Below are 15,797 nucleotides of genomic sequence, written 5' to 3'. Positions count from 1 at the left end.
TATTAATAACTAAAACAATCAGTTAGCCGACTGATACTCACATTGGCAGAAAACGGCTGGGATCCTGTGGCTGGCCATTTTCACGCAATTCAAAATGCAGCTGAGTTCGTTTAGCATCAGTATTACCCATAGTAGCAATCTGCTGCCCACGTTTGACCTGCTGACCTTCTTTTACCAGAATATTCTGGTTGTTACCATAGGCAGTCAGATATGTCTGATTATGCTGTACGATAATCAGATTACCATAGCCACGCAAACCATTACCGGCATACACTACTTTACCAGAAGCAGCTGCCAGAATAGGCTGCCCGGCATTACCACCATAATCAATACCTTTACTGCTGCCGCCATAACTCTGCAGAATATTACCGGCGGTCGGACGCTGCCATTCAATTCCGCTTACATTGCGGACGCCTCCAACACTCACTGTTTTACTGGTTGATACAGTACTTGTACTAGTTGGTGTAGTTGTCGTGGTTGTACTGGTAGTAGTAGTAACATTTGCTGTTTGTACAGGAGCAGTCACAGTAGTAGTTGTGTTTGTGCTACCTGCCGGCGCCACATAGCCGGCAGGCTTCACGCGCAGAACCTGCCCTATCTTAATATTATTCTCTATTATATTATTCCATGAACGCAGATTATCCTGAGTAATCTGATAACGTTTGGAAATGTTATATACCGTATCTCCGCGCTGTACCGTATGCGTTGCTGCATTAATATCAACCGGAGAGTAATTGCCCACATAACCAGTAGAAGTACCTGCAGCGGCAGGTGTATAAGCCGGAGCTGTATTTGCCGGTGGCGTATAAGGAGCAGCACCATATGGATTGTCGGCAGTGGTAGCAGCAGTACCTGTAGTTACATCACTGCTACCCGTTTCTGTCGGTGCTGCCGGCTGTTTGAAAAGGGTACAGGCACTTAATGCCAGTACCAGCAAGCACCAGCCGGAACGATTCACACTTTTTTTCAACATAACGGTTTACCTTAAATCATTGCAATATTCAGGGGGTGCCAGCGCAACAGCGGCGGCAATAACCAATTCAGACAGTATCATAAACAATGACCAGCATTGTGTAAAATAGCATCGGGCATAAATTATTTTAACATGTCCTAATGATTGTGTTTATTCTGATAACTTTTTAGCATTAATTGCCCAATCATATAAGGCTTTTCGGTTTTCACCACTAATCTGCGCAGCCAGTACAGCAGCCTGCTTGGTTGACAGTTCCTGCACTAAAATCTGCATAATATTAATAGCTTCAGCAGACAGCTCGGTATTTTTTTCTACTGGTGCCGGATGAAGTACCAGTACCATCTCACCACGTTTCTGATTAGCATCTGCCTGTACAATCGACTGAATTTCAGAAACTGTGCCGCATAGATAGGTTTCATGAGTTTTACTGATTTCACGTGCCAGCATCAGAGTACGTTGCGGATAAAGTAAAACCATTTGTGCCAGTGTATCTGTAATTCTGTGGGGCGTTTCAAACATAACTACCGGATAAGATACTTCTTTCCATAACTGTAGCTTTTGATGACGTTCACCACTTTTTGCCGGTAAAAATCCCGCAAAATAAAAATCTGACTGAGTAACTCCCGCAACACTCAAAGCTGTCATTACTGCACTCGGGCCTGCTACCGGTAATACCTGATAACCGGCCGCACGTACCCGTGTTACCAGCCGTGCACCAGGATCACACACTGCCGGCGTACCGGCATCAGAAACCTGTGCCACTACCTGACCGGCAGCCAGAGCAGCAATAACGCGCTCTGCCATACTTTGTTCGTTCTGTTCACGCACACTGATCAATCGTGCAGAAACACCGTATGCACGCAGTAATTGCTGTGTTACCCGTGTATCTTCTGCACAAATTAAATCTGCCCGGGATAATACTGCCAATGCATGAAAACTCAGATCTGCCAGATTACCAATCGGAGTAGCCACTACATAAAGGGTTTGCGGTACAATGCTGGCAACAGCTTTCTGGTAATGGGCTTGCATTTATAAATCCGTAATCTGATTAAACTTTAGCATCAGGCATTAAACTGAAAACTCCGTACATAAGCCTGAAACTGTTACTATACCACGTAGTGATAATGTTTCAGAGTTTACGGTTAACAATTGCACGGGTTATAAACCGTATAATAGTGCCGTTTCAGAAGTCACGCAGCCTGAAACCTGCACAGGGGTATTTACGCGTAACACATTGTGAATACCAAGCATATTTCATGCTCCCGCCTTAATTAACAAATTAATTTATATGACAGAATCCATCTCCGTCCATCAACATTTTGCCGATAGTGCCCAGCTTCTGAACGAGTGTGCAGACTTACTGGCTGAACCAATTGCCGAAGTTGCTCAGGGAATACTGATGGCCTTGATGAGTGATGGCAAGCTGCTTATTGCCGGTAATGGTGCATATGCATCACTGGCAAACACGCTCGCCGCCTATATGGTGACCCGATTACAACAGGAACGCATGGCACTGGCCGCCTTATCACTGTGCAATAATCCTTCTGTACTCAGCATATTAACCGACAGCGGTCCTAACGATATGTTTGCCAAGCAAATTCACGCACTTGGCAAACAGCATGATATGCTCTGTGTACTATCGGCAGATGGTCAGAATATCAATCTGGTTAGTGCGATTAAAACCGCGCATGAACGTGATATGCGAGTGCTGGCGATTACCGGCGGAAGCGGTGGTGAAGTTGCCGGATTATTGCGCGATGACGATCTCTGGCTCAATGTACCCGGCGACCATCCTTTACGTGTACTTGAGGCACATCAGGTAACTATTCATGCCTTGTGCGCACAGATTGACCAATTATTGCTAGGTGGTATATAACCTGCAACAACCAATTTACAGGTGTATTTCATGAAAAAATATCTTTCTGCTCTGGCATTGGGACTTTGCCTGACCACTACCCTGACCGGCTGTCCGGCTGTTCTGGTAGGTGGTGCCACTGTTGGTACGCTTTCAGTTATCGACCGACGTACTACTGGCGCACAGGCAGATGACAAAATAATGGAAGTTCGGATTCATGATGGTGCTATCTCATACCTGAATAGTCAGGCACAGGAAAGTAAATTCCAGCCTACACTCTCCGTTATCAGCTACAACCGACAGATATTACTGCTTGGCTTAGTAGCCAGTGAAAATGATAAAAATCTGGTAGAGCGAGTTGCCCGTGCCCAGCCTGCGGCACAAAAAATCTATAACTACATTGATATTGCCACTCAGAATCGTAAATTAAGTCATGTTACAGATGATACCTGGGTTACCTCAAAGATACGTTCCAATCTGCTAAATACCAAAGGCGTATCGGCAAATCACGTCAAAGTAGTTACTTATAATGGCGTCACCTATGTAATGGGTATTCTGACACCAGATGAACAACAGGCCGCTACAACGGCCATCAGTACAACGTCTGGTGTTCAGAAAGTTATTACTTTGTATCAAACCTTTGAAAATACTCCGAAGAGTACACCGGCCAATCCCTGATAACCGACATTCTGCTGCGATACAACCATATAGACCAAACTTATCGAAGCAGTAAATTGCCAGTACCTGATTAGCGTAAACAAAATTTTGCGTATAATAACGATATTATACGCAACGATATCCCTGAAGGATTACCTATCATGAGCACTAAACCTACCGCACCGGAAACAAAAAACAAAAAAAAAGCGGTTAAAACTGGTCTGAGTACATTCACCAAAATTCTACTGACTTTATTTCTGATTCTGGCCATATTTGTTGTTTGGTTTGTTTTTCACGCATGGCAAGTTCTGAATTCAACCTCTGAAACCACAGAGTTCGCCTCGCAGGCAAGCTTTGAAGTACTGACCCCGACCGGTGCACCGGTAACAGGCAGTAATGTTCCAACACCAGTATTTTCACCCAATCCTGCTATAGCTGCTTCAGAGAGTACAGAACCTGATACTGCTTCCGAACCTGCTCTACCTGCTACTACCGGCAGAGCTAATACCAGAGACAGAGCCACCCCGGAAAATACACAAGAAATTCGACCTATTACGCCCACAAATGTACCAGCTGCCACTAATAGAGAAAATAACTCTGAAACTCCTGTTAATACCGCTCCGACAACAAAACCAAAACCCGCAGCAAACGGAAATAACGGCAAACCGCTGGATAATCTGTTTTAAACCAATATTCACAGCAACAATAACGCCCATCCTGATGATGGGCGTTATTTATGGCCAACTGGTGACCCTGACAAAATTTCATAGTTGTATTTAATCATTTTAAAGGCAGCAGAAAACCATTGCTATGTACGCAACAAATTAGCATACATAACCAAATATTCAGAATTTTGATAGATGAAGTTCGATGAGTGCTTAAGCAGTACACACTATCAATACATTATTGATAGGGGTTCTCCACTGCGTTCATCAGTTCGCTCAGATAAGCGCGTAACTGCTTTTCCTGACACCCCATCAGTAGTCCGTCTTCAAAAGCTTCCTGTGCCAGCTCATAGATCTCCTGCATATTTTGCTGCATCACCTTAATTTTTTCAGTGCAAGAGACCACATTGCCCGCATCATCTACCCACTTCGGCATCGGTGGTAAAGGTTTCATCAGTGTTTCACCCTGCGCGCAGTCACAAAAGCACGAGACCAATAACCCTGTTCAATACTGGTAATTTCAATATTCTTACCCGTACGCGGCGCATGGATCATCCGGCCATTACCGATATACATACCAACATGGGAAATTCCACCACCACCCGGACTAAAAAATACCAGATCCCCCGGCTGCAAACTGGTTCGGCTGACTGCTTCACCTACCGTAGCCATCTGCCGTGAACTGCGCGGCAAAGTAACACCCATACTGCGCCGAAAGATATATTGCATAAAACCACTGCAATCCAGTCCGCTTGTGGGTGAATTTCCGCCAAAATGATAGGCAACACCAAGCAGTCCCATTGCGTTCATAATCAGGTCACTGGCGTCATCACCTGTACGCACAGCCGGTGTAGCAGTCCTGTCACGAATCAAACGCTCCAGCGCTGCATTATCCAGACCTTCATCCGGCGCCGCCATTACCGGCGAAATCAGAATGAAATTGGCACACAAGCATACCGTTGCCGTCTTCATTAATGTTTTTATCCACTTCATGCCAACATTATTCCATCAGTTCATCAAACAATTCTGCTATCCTGTAAATAGCAATTGTTCGGGACATCATCATATGTATTCACCCAGCTCATCCCATATCAGCGATTGGGCGCGTATGCGCGAAATTATCACCATTCTGGCCAGACATGGTCTGGGTGAATTTCTTGTTCGTATCAAATTACCAAGACGCTGGTACAAACACTCCGACCCATCAGGCCAGAATCACCAGCACTACCTGAGCACACCAAAACGAGTGCGGCTCGCCTTTGAAGAGCTCGGACCAACATTCATCAAACTCGGACAAATATTGGCTACCCGTACCGATGTCTTCGGAGAAGAATGGACAGAGGAATTTGCCCATCTGCAAAACAACACACATCCTCTTCCGATTCCAGACATCAGAAATATTATTCAGGCTCAGCTTAACCAGCCACTGGAAAGCATTTTCAGTAATATAGAAGCTCAGCCTGTCGGCAGCGCATCCATAGCACAGGTTCACCGCGCCACACTTATCAGCGGAGAACAGGTCGCCATTAAAGTTAAACGCCCGGGTATTGAGTCAACCGTAGCAGCTGATCTGCGTATTCTTAACCACATAGCACAACTGCTTGAATCGGAAATACCCGAGTCCAGACGTTACTATCCGGTACAAATGGTGCAATATTTTGCCCGTTCACTCGAAAAAGAAACAGATTTGTCTGCCGAACGTCGCAATATGCAACATTTTTCCCGTCTTTACAACCATCAGCAGCAAATCCATATACCACAAACTTATGCGGCATATTCTAACCGGCAAATATTAGTACAAGAATATATTGACGATACTTTACTTAAAAATCTTGATTTCACCGGCTGGGACAAGCAGCAGCGAAAAAATCTTGCAGCCACACTGGTCGATACCATTCTTGATATGATATTACAGCATGGTTTATTTCACGCAGACCCGCATCCGGGTAATATTTTAGTACGAAATGATGGACGAATCACCTTAATTGATTTCGGACTTGTCGGCCGGCTAAGCCAGCAGCGCCATCAGGAAATCATCACTCTGATTCATGCACTGCTGGAACACGACCAGTTTGCACTGCAATATGTTCTGTCCAACTGGGCGCAGGGAGAAATTATTAACGAAGACCAGCTCGGAACAGATGTATTGGAAATGCTGAATAATTATGAGCAGCTCAATAGTAAAGAACTGCGTATCAGTCAGATAATTAACGATATTACCCATATTATTCGTGAACATGGTCTCACCCTGCCTGCGGATCTGATTATCCTGTTCAAATGCCTGATTACCCTTGATGGCGTTATAAAAAAAATAGACGGCGACTTTGAACTGTTAAATCATGCACGAAACACCATCAAAAACGTACTGCGCAATCGCTTTAACATCCAGTCAATCTGGCGCCACAATAAAATACAGTTACATCTTTTAGCTCAGTTAATAGATACACTACCCCAAAATCTATTACGTCTAAGTAAACGCATCCGGCACGGACAGCTCCCTGTTAACCTGAACATTCAGCACATCGATAAATTTAACAACCAGCTGGATAAAGTTGTTAATCGCCTGACAATGGGAATTGTTACAGCGGCACTTATCATTGGCTCATCTATTGTTATGAGTATTAATTCCGGTCCGAAAATATTCGGCCTGTCGTTTTTCGGACTGATTGGCTATTTACTGGCATTCAGCAACAGCCTCTGGGTAATCTGGTCAATCTGGCGCTCAGGACGACACTGAATCAATCCCGCAGTTACTCACAGTTACCCTTGTAAGAAAACAGCTGATACCATTAAAATATATACTTGAAGTAATAGAAATCCCTTCACACAGCAAATGTGTTATTGAAAACTGAATAACCACGTGGTTCGCAATCCATCCCACGAAAAAAAACTAGGAGCCCTGCTACACATGTATCAACTGTATTCTGCAATATCATCTTCTCTTAATGATAAATCTTTCTTCTTTGGCTTTTAGACAGAAAATATGTTTAAAATCGCCAAAGAATTCCAGTTTGATGCCTGCCATATGCTGGACGGGCATCAGGGCAAATGTCATAACCTGCACGGACACACCTATCGCCTGATTGTCGAAGTAAGCGACCAGCTACATCAGCAAGGATCCAGCAAAGAAATGGTTATGGACTTTTCCGACATCAAAAAAATCATTAACCAGCATATTATCAGCCTGCTGGATCATGCCTATTTGTATGATGAAACGAATAGCAACGAATGTAAAATCGCAGCCCTCCTTCGCCAAATGGAGCGAAAAGTATTTGCCTTTCCCTGTCGCACTACTGCTGAAAGCATGAGCCAGTTTATCTTCAACAAGCTTACGGCTCATCTGCCAGTATCCAAAATTACCCTATGGGAAACCCCTACTTCCTATTGCGAATATCAGAATACCAGCTCATGATCCAGTTTAATATTGTCGAAATCTTCGAATCCCTGCAGGGCGAAGGCTACAATACCGGTATGCCTGCTATTTTCATCCGTCTGGCAGCCTGTAACCTCAAATGTCCCTGGTGCGATACTGACTTCATGAATTACCAAAGTATGAGTCTGGAGCACATCCTCAATACCGTCAGTCAGTTTCAGAGTAAAAACATTATCATTACTGGCGGCGAACCTACTATCAACAAAAAACTGCCCTTACTTTTACGCGCACTTAAACAGGAAAATTATTATCTTGCCATCGAAAGCAATGGTTTGGGCACAGTAGACCCGCTTATCGACTATATAGCCCTGAGCCCGAAGTTTCATTACCGGCAACAATATCCGTTTCCACTACAGCGCCAGGCTGACGAAGTACGCATCGTAGTTGAAAACCATCCGGATTTTCTTACCTTCTGCCAGAACATAGAACAACAGATTCAGGCCAGACACTATTTTCTTTCACCCTGCGAACAAAACAACCAGTTCAATATGCTTACTACATTACAATATCTCGGCAGACTGAATCAAAACCGCCATAATAATAAATGGTTGCTAAGCATTCAGACACACAAACTGGCCAATATAGAATAATATTTCTGCTCATTTATGTATTCTGCCGGCGATTCAAAATCCTTGAAAAAATCCAAATCAGCCTAATATTATTAGAAAATATATTTAAAAATTAAAATCAACATTTTTATTGTAACAATTCATCATTATTGTGCACATTTCGCCAACAATTGTTACAATATAATTAACCAGAGAAATTATTTACTGACAAAATCACGGAGAATATTATTCATGAAATCTCGTAACACTTACGATTTTACCCAGCTGGGTCAGGCAGGGGACAACCAGCAAACCGTTGTTCTGCGCAAAGCCTACAGCCTGCTCGGACTTTCTTTCCTGCCCTGTGCTGCAGGTGCTTACGCAGGTAATTATATAAATTTCTATGCTCTGTTTAGCAATTCATGGCTATCAGTTGTAGCGTTTTTTATTCTCGCTTACGGGCTGATGTTTGCAATTGAAAAAAACCGTTATAACAATCTGGGTATAGCCTTGTTAATGGTTTTTACTTTTGTTATCGGATTTTTCATCTCTCCGCTTTTACAACTTGCTGTGGCTTCTGCTGTCGGATCACAAATTGTAGGTATGGCAGCATTAATGACAGCGGCCGTATTTTTTACCATGGCAACAATTGCTCATCGTTCCAAATCTGAAATGAAAGGTATTGGTCAGTTTCTGGTCGTTGGAGCAGTTGTTTTAATTATCGGTATGATTCTGAATATGTTTATGCATTTACCGGTTTTGTCACTCACTATTGCAGCCGGTTTTGTCATTTTCAGTTCACTGATGATTATGTGGCAAATCCGTACAGTTATTGCCGGTGGTGAAGACAGTGCAACCAGTGCAGCACTCACTCTGTTTGTCTCTTTGTACAATATCTTTACCAGTCTGATACAAATTCTGCTGGCTATAATGGATAACCGCTAAAATACATACCAACTACAAAACTGCCTGAACATCTGTTAAGTTCAGGCAGTTTTTATTTCTGCAAAATCATGTACACCCAATCCATAGCCATATTATTTACCTGCAACCCCGTTTAACATATTATTCTCTTATATAATGCCTTTTATATAACAAACCAACATGAACGAAACCATTCACTGGACAGAAAACGCACAAAACATGCAGGCAGACTGGGGAGGCGACAGCCGCCATCCCGCTCCGAAACACATTCAGGCTATCACTCAGATCAGCGCTGAACAGGCGATTCAACTCATGCGTCAGCATACTGCATTGCTCTGGCGCGGTGATTATCATCAGGGTAAACAACTACTGGCTGCGATTAAAAAACGTGTTCGCAGTAAAGCCCGTATTCATACTGATTTTCATAAACATCGTTTGCAACAGGCTCAGCACAGCCGCCTGTTCCAGCTTCTATTAGTAGAGATTCAACCTCAGGGCATACTTAACAATAGTCGCGCACCAGACATTGCAGCTGCTCTGAACGACGTATTCGGCAAACCCAATCAGAACGCCCTACTTCTGCCATTGCATCTGTTATTAGGCTATATTGGCGCTTATGAGTGGCATAAAACCGGTGTTTCCATTCCTGCATTGCAAGGACAAAAAATCCATGTTCCTTACGGTGTATTTTCGCCCGTACGCGGTGAATATCTTGAACTGGTTGCCCATGCAGCACTTCCCTCTGCCTGTCAGACAGCATGGGACATCGGAACCGGCAGTGGCGTACTGGCAGCTATACTCGCACAGCGTGGAATACCTGAAATCATTGCAACAGATAATAACCCGCGCGCCATTGTATGCGCACAAGCAAATATAGAGCGTCTGGGTTTAAATAAACAAATTCATATTCAGCATACCAGCCTGTTTCCTGAGGGCAAGGCCGATCTTATTGTCTGCAATCCTCCATGGTTACCCGCAAAACCAAGCAGCGATATAGAAACCGCACTCTATGACCCCAACCATCAAATGTTGAAAACATTTCTGGAAAATATCAGAAACCACCTCTCAGCAAACGGGCAGGTATGGCTGATTATGTCCGATATAGCTGAACATCTGGGCTTACGCCCCTCAGAAGCCTTACATCAATGGATAGAAGCAGCAGGGTTAAAAATTATTCATAAAATCGATACTCAACCCACGCATCAAAAAGCCCGGGAACAACATCATCCACTTTCCTATGCCCGTAATCGTGAAATCACTTCTTTGTGGCAATTAGGCATTCAATAAAACAGGTGTTTGCATTACTATGCAAACACCTGTTTTATTCTTCATCGTACATACAAACAAAAAATCCATTCACAGACATAAGCTATAATTTAGTAAACTTAATATCACCGGAAACCACTTCCAGAATCCAGCTCACCCTTAACACAAAAATTATTGATTTATTTAGAATTACAAGTCATAAATATCTTTTTCAGATATATCACCATTGCCTGGCGCCAAATTGAAATTAATTTCAGTTTGTAAGAAATTCAGTTGAAAAGCATATATTTTAATTACTAATCCAGACACATATTGCAAAAAACCTTCTTCCTTAATCAATATCTGCTTCATCATTTTTATTACTCAAAACACTATCTGTACTCTTTACCCGCAGATACAGTAAACCTTTTACTTAAACTATCTAAATACAGTTCCAGATAATTACAGATATACTTAATATTAAGTATAAATATACAACTGAATTCAAAGCTTAAATATATATCAATAAAACATATAAAATTTTGTATTAATTACTTATTACATTTCTATTACTTCCTGCTATTTATCTTTGAATAAAACATTGATTGCAGTAAGATATATTTTTCATTCCGAGTATATGAACAAAACCATTTCTTCATTGTATGATTTATCTTATTAAGAGATCATCAATTTATATACATCACATCATTATGCATTACTTAATTGTTATTTGTTTGCTCACAGCATCCAACCTGGTCATGACTACTGCATGGTACTGGCATATTAAACCCAATAATTACCAATTTCCGCTCTGGCGGATTATTTTGATTAGTTGGGGAATTGCTCTATTTGAATATTGTCTTGCAGTGCCTGCCAATCATCTGGGAGCACATTGGGGGATTAAACCATTTCAACTGAAGATTATTCAGGAAGTAGTGACACTGGTCGTATTTACTCTGTTTGCGATTCTTTATTTAAAGGATGAGTTCAGACTTAACTATTTAATCAGCTTCGGCTTTATTCTTGGTGCAGTGTATTTTGCTTTTAAACGCTAATCTGTAAAACCACCACCTGAACATCCCGATTTTTAAGGACGCAATTGCGTCCTTTTTCAAACACAGACTTATATCAAGCTTTAGGTAAAGTTACGCCCGTCTGCCCCATATATTTACCGGCACGATCCTTATAAGAAGTAGCGCACTCTTCATCACTTTCAAAAAACAATACCTGTGCCACCCCTTCATTAGCATAAATCTTTGCCGGTAATGGCGTGGTATTGGAAAATTCCAGAGTTACATAGCCTTCCCATTCAGGTTCAAATGGCGTGACATTAACGATAATACCGCAACGTGCATAAGTGGATTTACCCAGACAAACAGTCAGAACATTGCGCGGGATACGGAAATATTCCACAGTACGTGCCAAAGCAAACGAATTAGGCGGAATGATGCAAAAGTCGTCTTCAACAGTTACAAAATTACGCGTATCAAAATTTTTCGGGTCTACAATAGTACTGTTGATATTAGTAAAAATCTTGAATTCGCGTGCACAGCGAATATCGTAGCCATAGCTGGAAGTACCATAGGAAATGATTTTTTCACCGTTTAACTGCTTAATCTGATTAGGTTCAAACGGTTCAATCATGCCGTGCTCTTCACTCATACGGCGTATCCATTTGTCTGACTTAATACTCATGACAGTATCCTTAATAAATTTAGCGCATTATACCGAAGCCAATGCCATAGTTGCAGGCAAATTGCGACTATTTACGCCGTTTAAAGCCATTATTCCGGTAACCAACCGCCCAAATGATGCACCAGCTCAGCAAGCAGATCGCCTAAGGCTTCTGCCATCAGTATTTGTGATGCAAAGGTTATACTTTGCATATCGTCTCCCTGCCCTGCAGCTTCCTCCTGAATCACATCCAGAAACTGAATACGTTTAAGAGTAAAATCCTGCGTCAGCACAAAACGTACTCTGTCCTGCCAGCATAACCCCAACTGAGTAACAACCTTACCATTTTTGACCAGATTAACCACTTCCTCTGCGGTTAAATCCTGATGGCTGATACGAACTACAGGTGCAGCATCACCTAATCCTTTGAGTTCACAATCACAGTCCAGTTCAAAATGACCGGCCGCATCTCCTCTTAACAGCCATTCCGTCATCAGACTGCCAGGCGACTGCTGAGTGCGTGGCAGCTTCGCTTCCAGTCCGCCCAGTGCCTCACGTAATTTCGTAAGCAGCATTTCAGCACGATTGGCATTGGCCTGATTAATCATTAATAAGCCGCGCTGAGTATCAATAATGGCTTCTGTTTTACCACTTTTAGTAAAAGCACGCGGTAACAAATCATCGGTGATGGTTTCTTTCAGCTCCATCTTCTCCTTACGCCCGACATTCCGCCCTTCAGCTTCACGAATCTCATTAATTTTTTCGTCAAGAATATCGCGCACCACGGCTGCCGGTAATACTTTTTCTTCTTTTTTGAGCGCAATGCGCCATGTATTCTGTGCCGGAAATACCATCTCAGGGCTAAACGATACAGGACTGGCAAAACCAATACTGTCCCAATCCAATCCCATACACGGCTTAAACTGAGCTTCGGTCAGCTTATCAACCAAAGTTTCTAAATTCGGCAGATTGTCTTTATTGAGCGGATAAATACTTAATTGCTTAAACCACATGCGTAATTTCTTTCACAGCCAACTAGGAAATGAGTGATTATACGGCAGCTTGAACCTAAGTGCGTTATCTATACAACTTAATAAAAATAATAATTGCTCAAATAAATAACCAAGTTAATTTCTTCAAAAATATTAATATAGTATAAGAATTGACCTAGTTAATCATCTCAATAGCTTTATACACATCAAATTTATTGTACATAAAACAACACAAACTAATAAATTATTCCATTTCAAATTAAAAAAAGCCAAATAACTTGGCTTAAATATATATATGGTCGTAATATCTAAAAATATATTTACATAAAATGTGTATTAGGCAGTCAGCTTTTGTTTGTTAACTATTTCTATATGTTTTTAACATTGAATTAAAGTGGAATGGCATTTTATAAAATGGTGATTTTTACTTGTATAGCAATTTTTTTTTCATTAATAATCATCTTTTCCAATAAAAAGCAAAAACCACCAGCTCCAACATCACGCAATCGTATTCAGAAAAGCTCGGCTTCGCAAATAGCCAAACCTCATCAAGATAATATTTTGTCTGTAGAAACAGAATCTGAAAAATCAGAATATGATAGCAACACGCAACAACCCTATTCTCAAAATAATATCAATTCAGTTATTATCGAGTTATCGACTCAATATAATAATGATAAACAATCAGTTAATAAAAATGAAGATGATGAACTGGTAACTTTTACAATTACCTCCGATAATTATTCAAAAAAATCAGAAATTCAGGATATCGAAGACGGACGCTGGCTCCCGCAGGATAGTTCAATTACCATTCAAAACCGGGAATTGAACAAAGGATTTATTTTCTACGGCAGTAAATTAATGGGATTAAACGGATACAGTAGTGAAGATAGTTTGATTGATCCTGCTTTACCTGTGTCTAAACCAGTTGAAATTGAAAATGAGACTGAATTCTATACTGATGCTACATTATGCTATTGGCCAAGCTATTCAGAACTTTCTCCTCAATGTCGCGGGATATATTTAGATTGGCTGGCATCTGATCGTTCTCATCCCAATATGCCTATAGGCTATGTTTTCCTATATTTTTATGGTTTGGAACGTCGCATCATTGCCAATAAAAACTCTATTCATTTAATTGATATAAAAGAATATTTTGAGATATTTTATGAAATAATACGTTTACGAAAAATTTATGACAGTAATTATTCTTTTAATAATTATTCGGGCAATTTACTGGCATTAATGATCTATTTACGTCCAGCTATTACCAAACAGCTGAAAAATGAATTATTCCAATTTTCAAATGAATTATTTTTTAAACTGATACTGGCTGTAACAGTAAAAAATGAAAAACCTGTAAAGGCAAGCTTAGCGTTAGACTGGTTAGATTACACTCCTGAATATTATTTCAGAACAGCTGCACGACGCTGTAAAGAGGAGTTTCGACAGCTTTTTTTTCTGAAATTTAATAAACATTTTCCTGCGGGTATCCTGATTAAACCTAATAAGACAAGATTAAAAATCGACTATCAGGCTGCAAATCGCTCCATTGGTTTTTGCCAATGGGATAATCCCAATTTACCAGACCCAAGCATATTAACAAAACCTTTAAAAAGCTTGATTGCAATAGCGGAACTATGTACAAATTTACTGGGTGAATACAGCCGTTACTTAGCAAGAGAAAATTCTTCCCGTAACGATATTACTGCCCTAACTTTGTTGCCGGCAGAACTGTTTAATAAAAATGATTCTGCTGTAATTAAACAGTTCAGAGCATGGGTCAATCATGTCTTGCTGGAGCAGAGCGGTTTGGCTTCGGTAAAGGATTTTTGGAAAAATATCAATACCGAATTACCAAAAGCAATTAATAAAAAAGAAAATGAGCTGATGCAGCGGATGGCAAACAAATTTGGTTTAACTATAATACCTGACAGCCGCATTCAAACAATTAAAATCAATCCTGAAGATAAAATTGTACTACATGATTCTCCGGATTTAGTGAATTTTCAGCCCAGTGCAGAGTTTCGATATACTGAGCTATTAATAAGACTAGGCGTAATCGTAGCAAATATTGATGGTTTCATTCATGAGAAAGAAAAAGAATTACTAAAACGTTTTATAGATTCTAATCAAAATTTACAAGATACAGAAAAACAGTATTTACAACTTTTTTTATTATCGTGTTTGAATAATACTCATGGCATGCAAGGTTTAAGAGATAAAATAGCAAAACTTGATTCCAACCAAAGAAAAATTATTAGTCATCTGCTCATTTCCATTGCTCTGGCAGACGGTGATGCAGCACCTGCTGAAATCAAACAGATTGAAAAATTATACACTGCTTTAGGGTTAGACAAATTTACCGTAGTCAATGACATTCACACACTATCAGCATCCTCCAACAAAGCTCTGCAAAAACAACCATTAGCAGCATCAGAAAATAATAAAACTGATACAGATAAAAAAAGCAATATTATCCTTGACTCGGCTATTCTTAAACTGCATGAAAGCGAAACCAGTGATGTGCAATCGTTACTAAGCTCTATATTTACTGATATTGAAGAAGAACCGACAGTACCTCAGCCTGAATTGCCGGATAACCAGAATCTTGATAGCACTCATCAACAGTTCTTAAACATTTTGATTACAAGAGAACATTGGAAGCGTGATGAATATATTGAATTATGCAAAAAATTTAATTTATTGCCCGACGGTGCAATTGAAACCATAAACGAATGGGCCTATGAATGTGTAGATGCACCACTTATAGAAGAAAATAATGATATTTATATAGATTTTGAAATATTAACTGAATTACAAGGATAAAA

16 protein-coding genes and 1 riboswitch are annotated in these 15,797 nt (G+C 40.8%); of the genes, 10 read left to right on the top strand and 6 right to left on the bottom strand.

Translation table 11 applies throughout. The features are described 5' to 3' along the window. Positions 1 to 37: 37 nt before the first annotated feature. Positions 38 to 973: a peptidoglycan DD-metalloendopeptidase family protein gene (locus SALWKB2_RS03015; protein WP_025330209.1), complete on the bottom strand. Its 936-nt coding sequence runs from the start codon at positions 971 to 973 to the stop codon at positions 38 to 40. Positions 974 to 1,123: 150 nt separating this feature from the next. After that, positions 1,124 to 2,002 carry a 16S rRNA (cytidine(1402)-2'-O)-methyltransferase gene (rsmI, locus tag SALWKB2_RS03010; protein ID WP_025330208.1) on the bottom strand — a complete coding sequence of 293 codons (879 nt, stop codon included), beginning with the start codon at positions 2,000 to 2,002 and terminating at the stop codon, positions 1,124 to 1,126. 259 nt (positions 2,003 to 2,261) lie between these two features. Between rsmI and SALWKB2_RS03005 the strand changes: the two genes are divergently transcribed. From SALWKB2_RS03005 to SALWKB2_RS02995, 3 genes are all read left to right on the top strand, one after another. Next, the gene (locus SALWKB2_RS03005) at positions 2,262 to 2,849 is read left to right on the top strand and encodes a D-sedoheptulose-7-phosphate isomerase (protein ID WP_025330207.1); all 588 of its coding nucleotides are present in this window, start codon (positions 2,262 to 2,264) and stop codon (positions 2,847 to 2,849) included. A 30-nt stretch (positions 2,850 to 2,879) separates the two neighbouring features. Then, a complete protein-coding gene (locus SALWKB2_RS03000; RefSeq protein ID WP_025330206.1) occupies positions 2,880 to 3,506 on the top strand; it encodes a BON domain-containing protein in 627 nt (208 codons plus the stop codon). 140 nt (positions 3,507 to 3,646) lie between these two features. Next, entirely contained in the window at positions 3,647 to 4,171 is a 525-nt protein-coding gene (locus SALWKB2_RS02995; protein ID WP_025330205.1) for a hypothetical protein, read from the top strand. Between the two features lie 217 nt (positions 4,172 to 4,388). Here SALWKB2_RS02995 and SALWKB2_RS02990 read toward each other — a convergent pair whose 3' ends face one another. Next, positions 4,389 to 4,604: a hypothetical protein gene (locus SALWKB2_RS02990; RefSeq protein ID WP_025330204.1), complete on the bottom strand. Its 216-nt coding sequence runs from the start codon at positions 4,602 to 4,604 to the stop codon at positions 4,389 to 4,391. Continuing rightward, positions 4,604 to 5,143 carry a C40 family peptidase gene (locus SALWKB2_RS02985; protein ID WP_025330203.1) on the bottom strand — a complete coding sequence of 180 codons (540 nt, stop codon included), beginning with the start codon at positions 5,141 to 5,143 and terminating at the stop codon, positions 4,604 to 4,606. Before SALWKB2_RS02985 ends, SALWKB2_RS02990 begins: the two co-directional genes overlap by 1 nt. 73 nt (positions 5,144 to 5,216) lie before the next feature. Here SALWKB2_RS02985 and SALWKB2_RS02980 point away from each other — a divergent pair, with 73 nt between their 5' ends. The 6 genes from SALWKB2_RS02980 (at position 5,217) to SALWKB2_RS02955 (ending at position 11,355) form a co-directional block, all read left to right on the top strand. Then, entirely contained in the window at positions 5,217 to 6,887 is a 1,671-nt protein-coding gene (locus SALWKB2_RS02980) for an ABC1 kinase family protein (RefSeq protein WP_025330202.1), read from the top strand. 117 nt (positions 6,888 to 7,004) lie between these two features. After that, a riboswitch (PreQ1 riboswitch) is annotated at positions 7,005 to 7,050 on the top strand. Between the two features lie 83 nt (positions 7,051 to 7,133). Then, positions 7,134 to 7,562: a 6-carboxytetrahydropterin synthase QueD gene (gene queD / locus SALWKB2_RS02975; RefSeq protein WP_025330201.1), complete on the top strand. Its 429-nt coding sequence runs from the start codon at positions 7,134 to 7,136 to the stop codon at positions 7,560 to 7,562. Then, positions 7,559 to 8,173 (top strand): 7-carboxy-7-deazaguanine synthase QueE, encoded by a 615-nt coding sequence (locus tag SALWKB2_RS02970; RefSeq protein ID WP_038648707.1) that lies wholly within the window; start codon positions 7,559 to 7,561, stop codon positions 8,171 to 8,173. The genes queD and SALWKB2_RS02970 overlap by 4 nt, the downstream gene beginning before the upstream one ends. Positions 8,174 to 8,383: 210 nt before the next feature. Next, entirely contained in the window at positions 8,384 to 9,076 is a 693-nt protein-coding gene (locus tag SALWKB2_RS02965; RefSeq protein ID WP_025330199.1) for a Bax inhibitor-1 family protein, read from the top strand. Positions 9,077 to 9,235: 159 nt separating this feature from the next. Further along, the gene (locus SALWKB2_RS02960) at positions 9,236 to 10,342 is read left to right on the top strand and encodes a methyltransferase (protein ID WP_080690431.1); all 1,107 of its coding nucleotides are present in this window, start codon (positions 9,236 to 9,238) and stop codon (positions 10,340 to 10,342) included. 620 nt (positions 10,343 to 10,962) lie between these two features. Beyond that, positions 10,963 to 11,355: a DMT family protein gene (locus SALWKB2_RS02955; protein WP_330981653.1), complete on the top strand. Its 393-nt coding sequence runs from the start codon at positions 10,963 to 10,965 to the stop codon at positions 11,353 to 11,355. Between the two features lie 73 nt (positions 11,356 to 11,428). On the opposite strand, the gene dcd is transcribed toward SALWKB2_RS02955, so the two are convergent. Beyond that, the gene (gene dcd / locus SALWKB2_RS02950) at positions 11,429 to 11,995 is read right to left on the bottom strand and encodes a dCTP deaminase (RefSeq protein ID WP_025330196.1); all 567 of its coding nucleotides are present in this window, start codon (positions 11,993 to 11,995) and stop codon (positions 11,429 to 11,431) included. 89 nt (positions 11,996 to 12,084) lie between these two features. Continuing rightward, the gene (locus tag SALWKB2_RS02945; RefSeq protein ID WP_025330195.1) at positions 12,085 to 12,987 is read right to left on the bottom strand and encodes a recombination-associated protein RdgC; all 903 of its coding nucleotides are present in this window, start codon (positions 12,985 to 12,987) and stop codon (positions 12,085 to 12,087) included. Between the two features lie 378 nt (positions 12,988 to 13,365). Here SALWKB2_RS02945 and SALWKB2_RS02940 point away from each other — a divergent pair, with 378 nt between their 5' ends. Next, entirely contained in the window at positions 13,366 to 15,795 is a 2,430-nt protein-coding gene (locus tag SALWKB2_RS02940; RefSeq protein ID WP_051506391.1) for a tellurite resistance TerB family protein, read from the top strand. Positions 15,796 to 15,797 lie beyond the last annotated feature (2 nt).

This window comes from Snodgrassella alvi wkB2, from assembly GCF_000600005.1.
Lineage (GTDB): Bacteria > Pseudomonadota > Gammaproteobacteria > Burkholderiales > Neisseriaceae > Snodgrassella > Snodgrassella alvi.
Note: the sequence above shows the minus strand (reverse complement) of the source record. Positions and strands in the feature narration are given on the sequence as shown.

Excerpts from the sequence above, each read along its gene's own strand:
- SALWKB2_RS02955 (WP_330981653.1), top strand. The coding sequence starts at position 10,963 with ATGATTTATCTTATTAAGAGATCATCAATTTATATACATCACATCATT.
- SALWKB2_RS02970 (WP_038648707.1), top strand. The coding sequence starts at position 7,559 with ATGATCCAGTTTAATATTGTCGAAATCTTCGAATCCCTGCAGGGCGAA.
- SALWKB2_RS02940 (WP_051506391.1), top strand. The coding sequence starts at position 13,366 with ATGGCATTTTATAAAATGGTGATTTTTACTTGTATAGCAATTTTTTTT.
- SALWKB2_RS02965 (WP_025330199.1), top strand. The coding sequence starts at position 8,384 with ATGAAATCTCGTAACACTTACGATTTTACCCAGCTGGGTCAGGCAGGG.
- SALWKB2_RS03005 (WP_025330207.1), top strand. The coding sequence starts at position 2,262 with ATGACAGAATCCATCTCCGTCCATCAACATTTTGCCGATAGTGCCCAG.
- queD (WP_025330201.1), top strand. The coding sequence starts at position 7,134 with ATGTTTAAAATCGCCAAAGAATTCCAGTTTGATGCCTGCCATATGCTG.
- SALWKB2_RS02980 (WP_025330202.1), top strand. The coding sequence starts at position 5,217 with ATGTATTCACCCAGCTCATCCCATATCAGCGATTGGGCGCGTATGCGC.
- SALWKB2_RS02945 (WP_025330195.1), bottom strand. The coding sequence starts at position 12,987 with ATGTGGTTTAAGCAATTAAGTATTTATCCGCTCAATAAAGACAATCTG.
- SALWKB2_RS02960 (WP_080690431.1), top strand. The coding sequence starts at position 9,236 with ATGAACGAAACCATTCACTGGACAGAAAACGCACAAAACATGCAGGCA.
- rsmI (WP_025330208.1), bottom strand. The coding sequence starts at position 2,002 with ATGCAAGCCCATTACCAGAAAGCTGTTGCCAGCATTGTACCGCAAACC.
- SALWKB2_RS02995 (WP_025330205.1), top strand. The coding sequence starts at position 3,647 with ATGAGCACTAAACCTACCGCACCGGAAACAAAAAACAAAAAAAAAGCG.
- SALWKB2_RS03015 (WP_025330209.1), bottom strand. The coding sequence starts at position 973 with ATGTTGAAAAAAAGTGTGAATCGTTCCGGCTGGTGCTTGCTGGTACTG.
- SALWKB2_RS02985 (WP_025330203.1), bottom strand. The coding sequence starts at position 5,143 with ATGAAGTGGATAAAAACATTAATGAAGACGGCAACGGTATGCTTGTGT.
- SALWKB2_RS02990 (WP_025330204.1), bottom strand. The coding sequence starts at position 4,604 with ATGAAACCTTTACCACCGATGCCGAAGTGGGTAGATGATGCGGGCAAT.
- SALWKB2_RS03000 (WP_025330206.1), top strand. The coding sequence starts at position 2,880 with ATGAAAAAATATCTTTCTGCTCTGGCATTGGGACTTTGCCTGACCACT.
- dcd (WP_025330196.1), bottom strand. The coding sequence starts at position 11,995 with ATGAGTATTAAGTCAGACAAATGGATACGCCGTATGAGTGAAGAGCAC.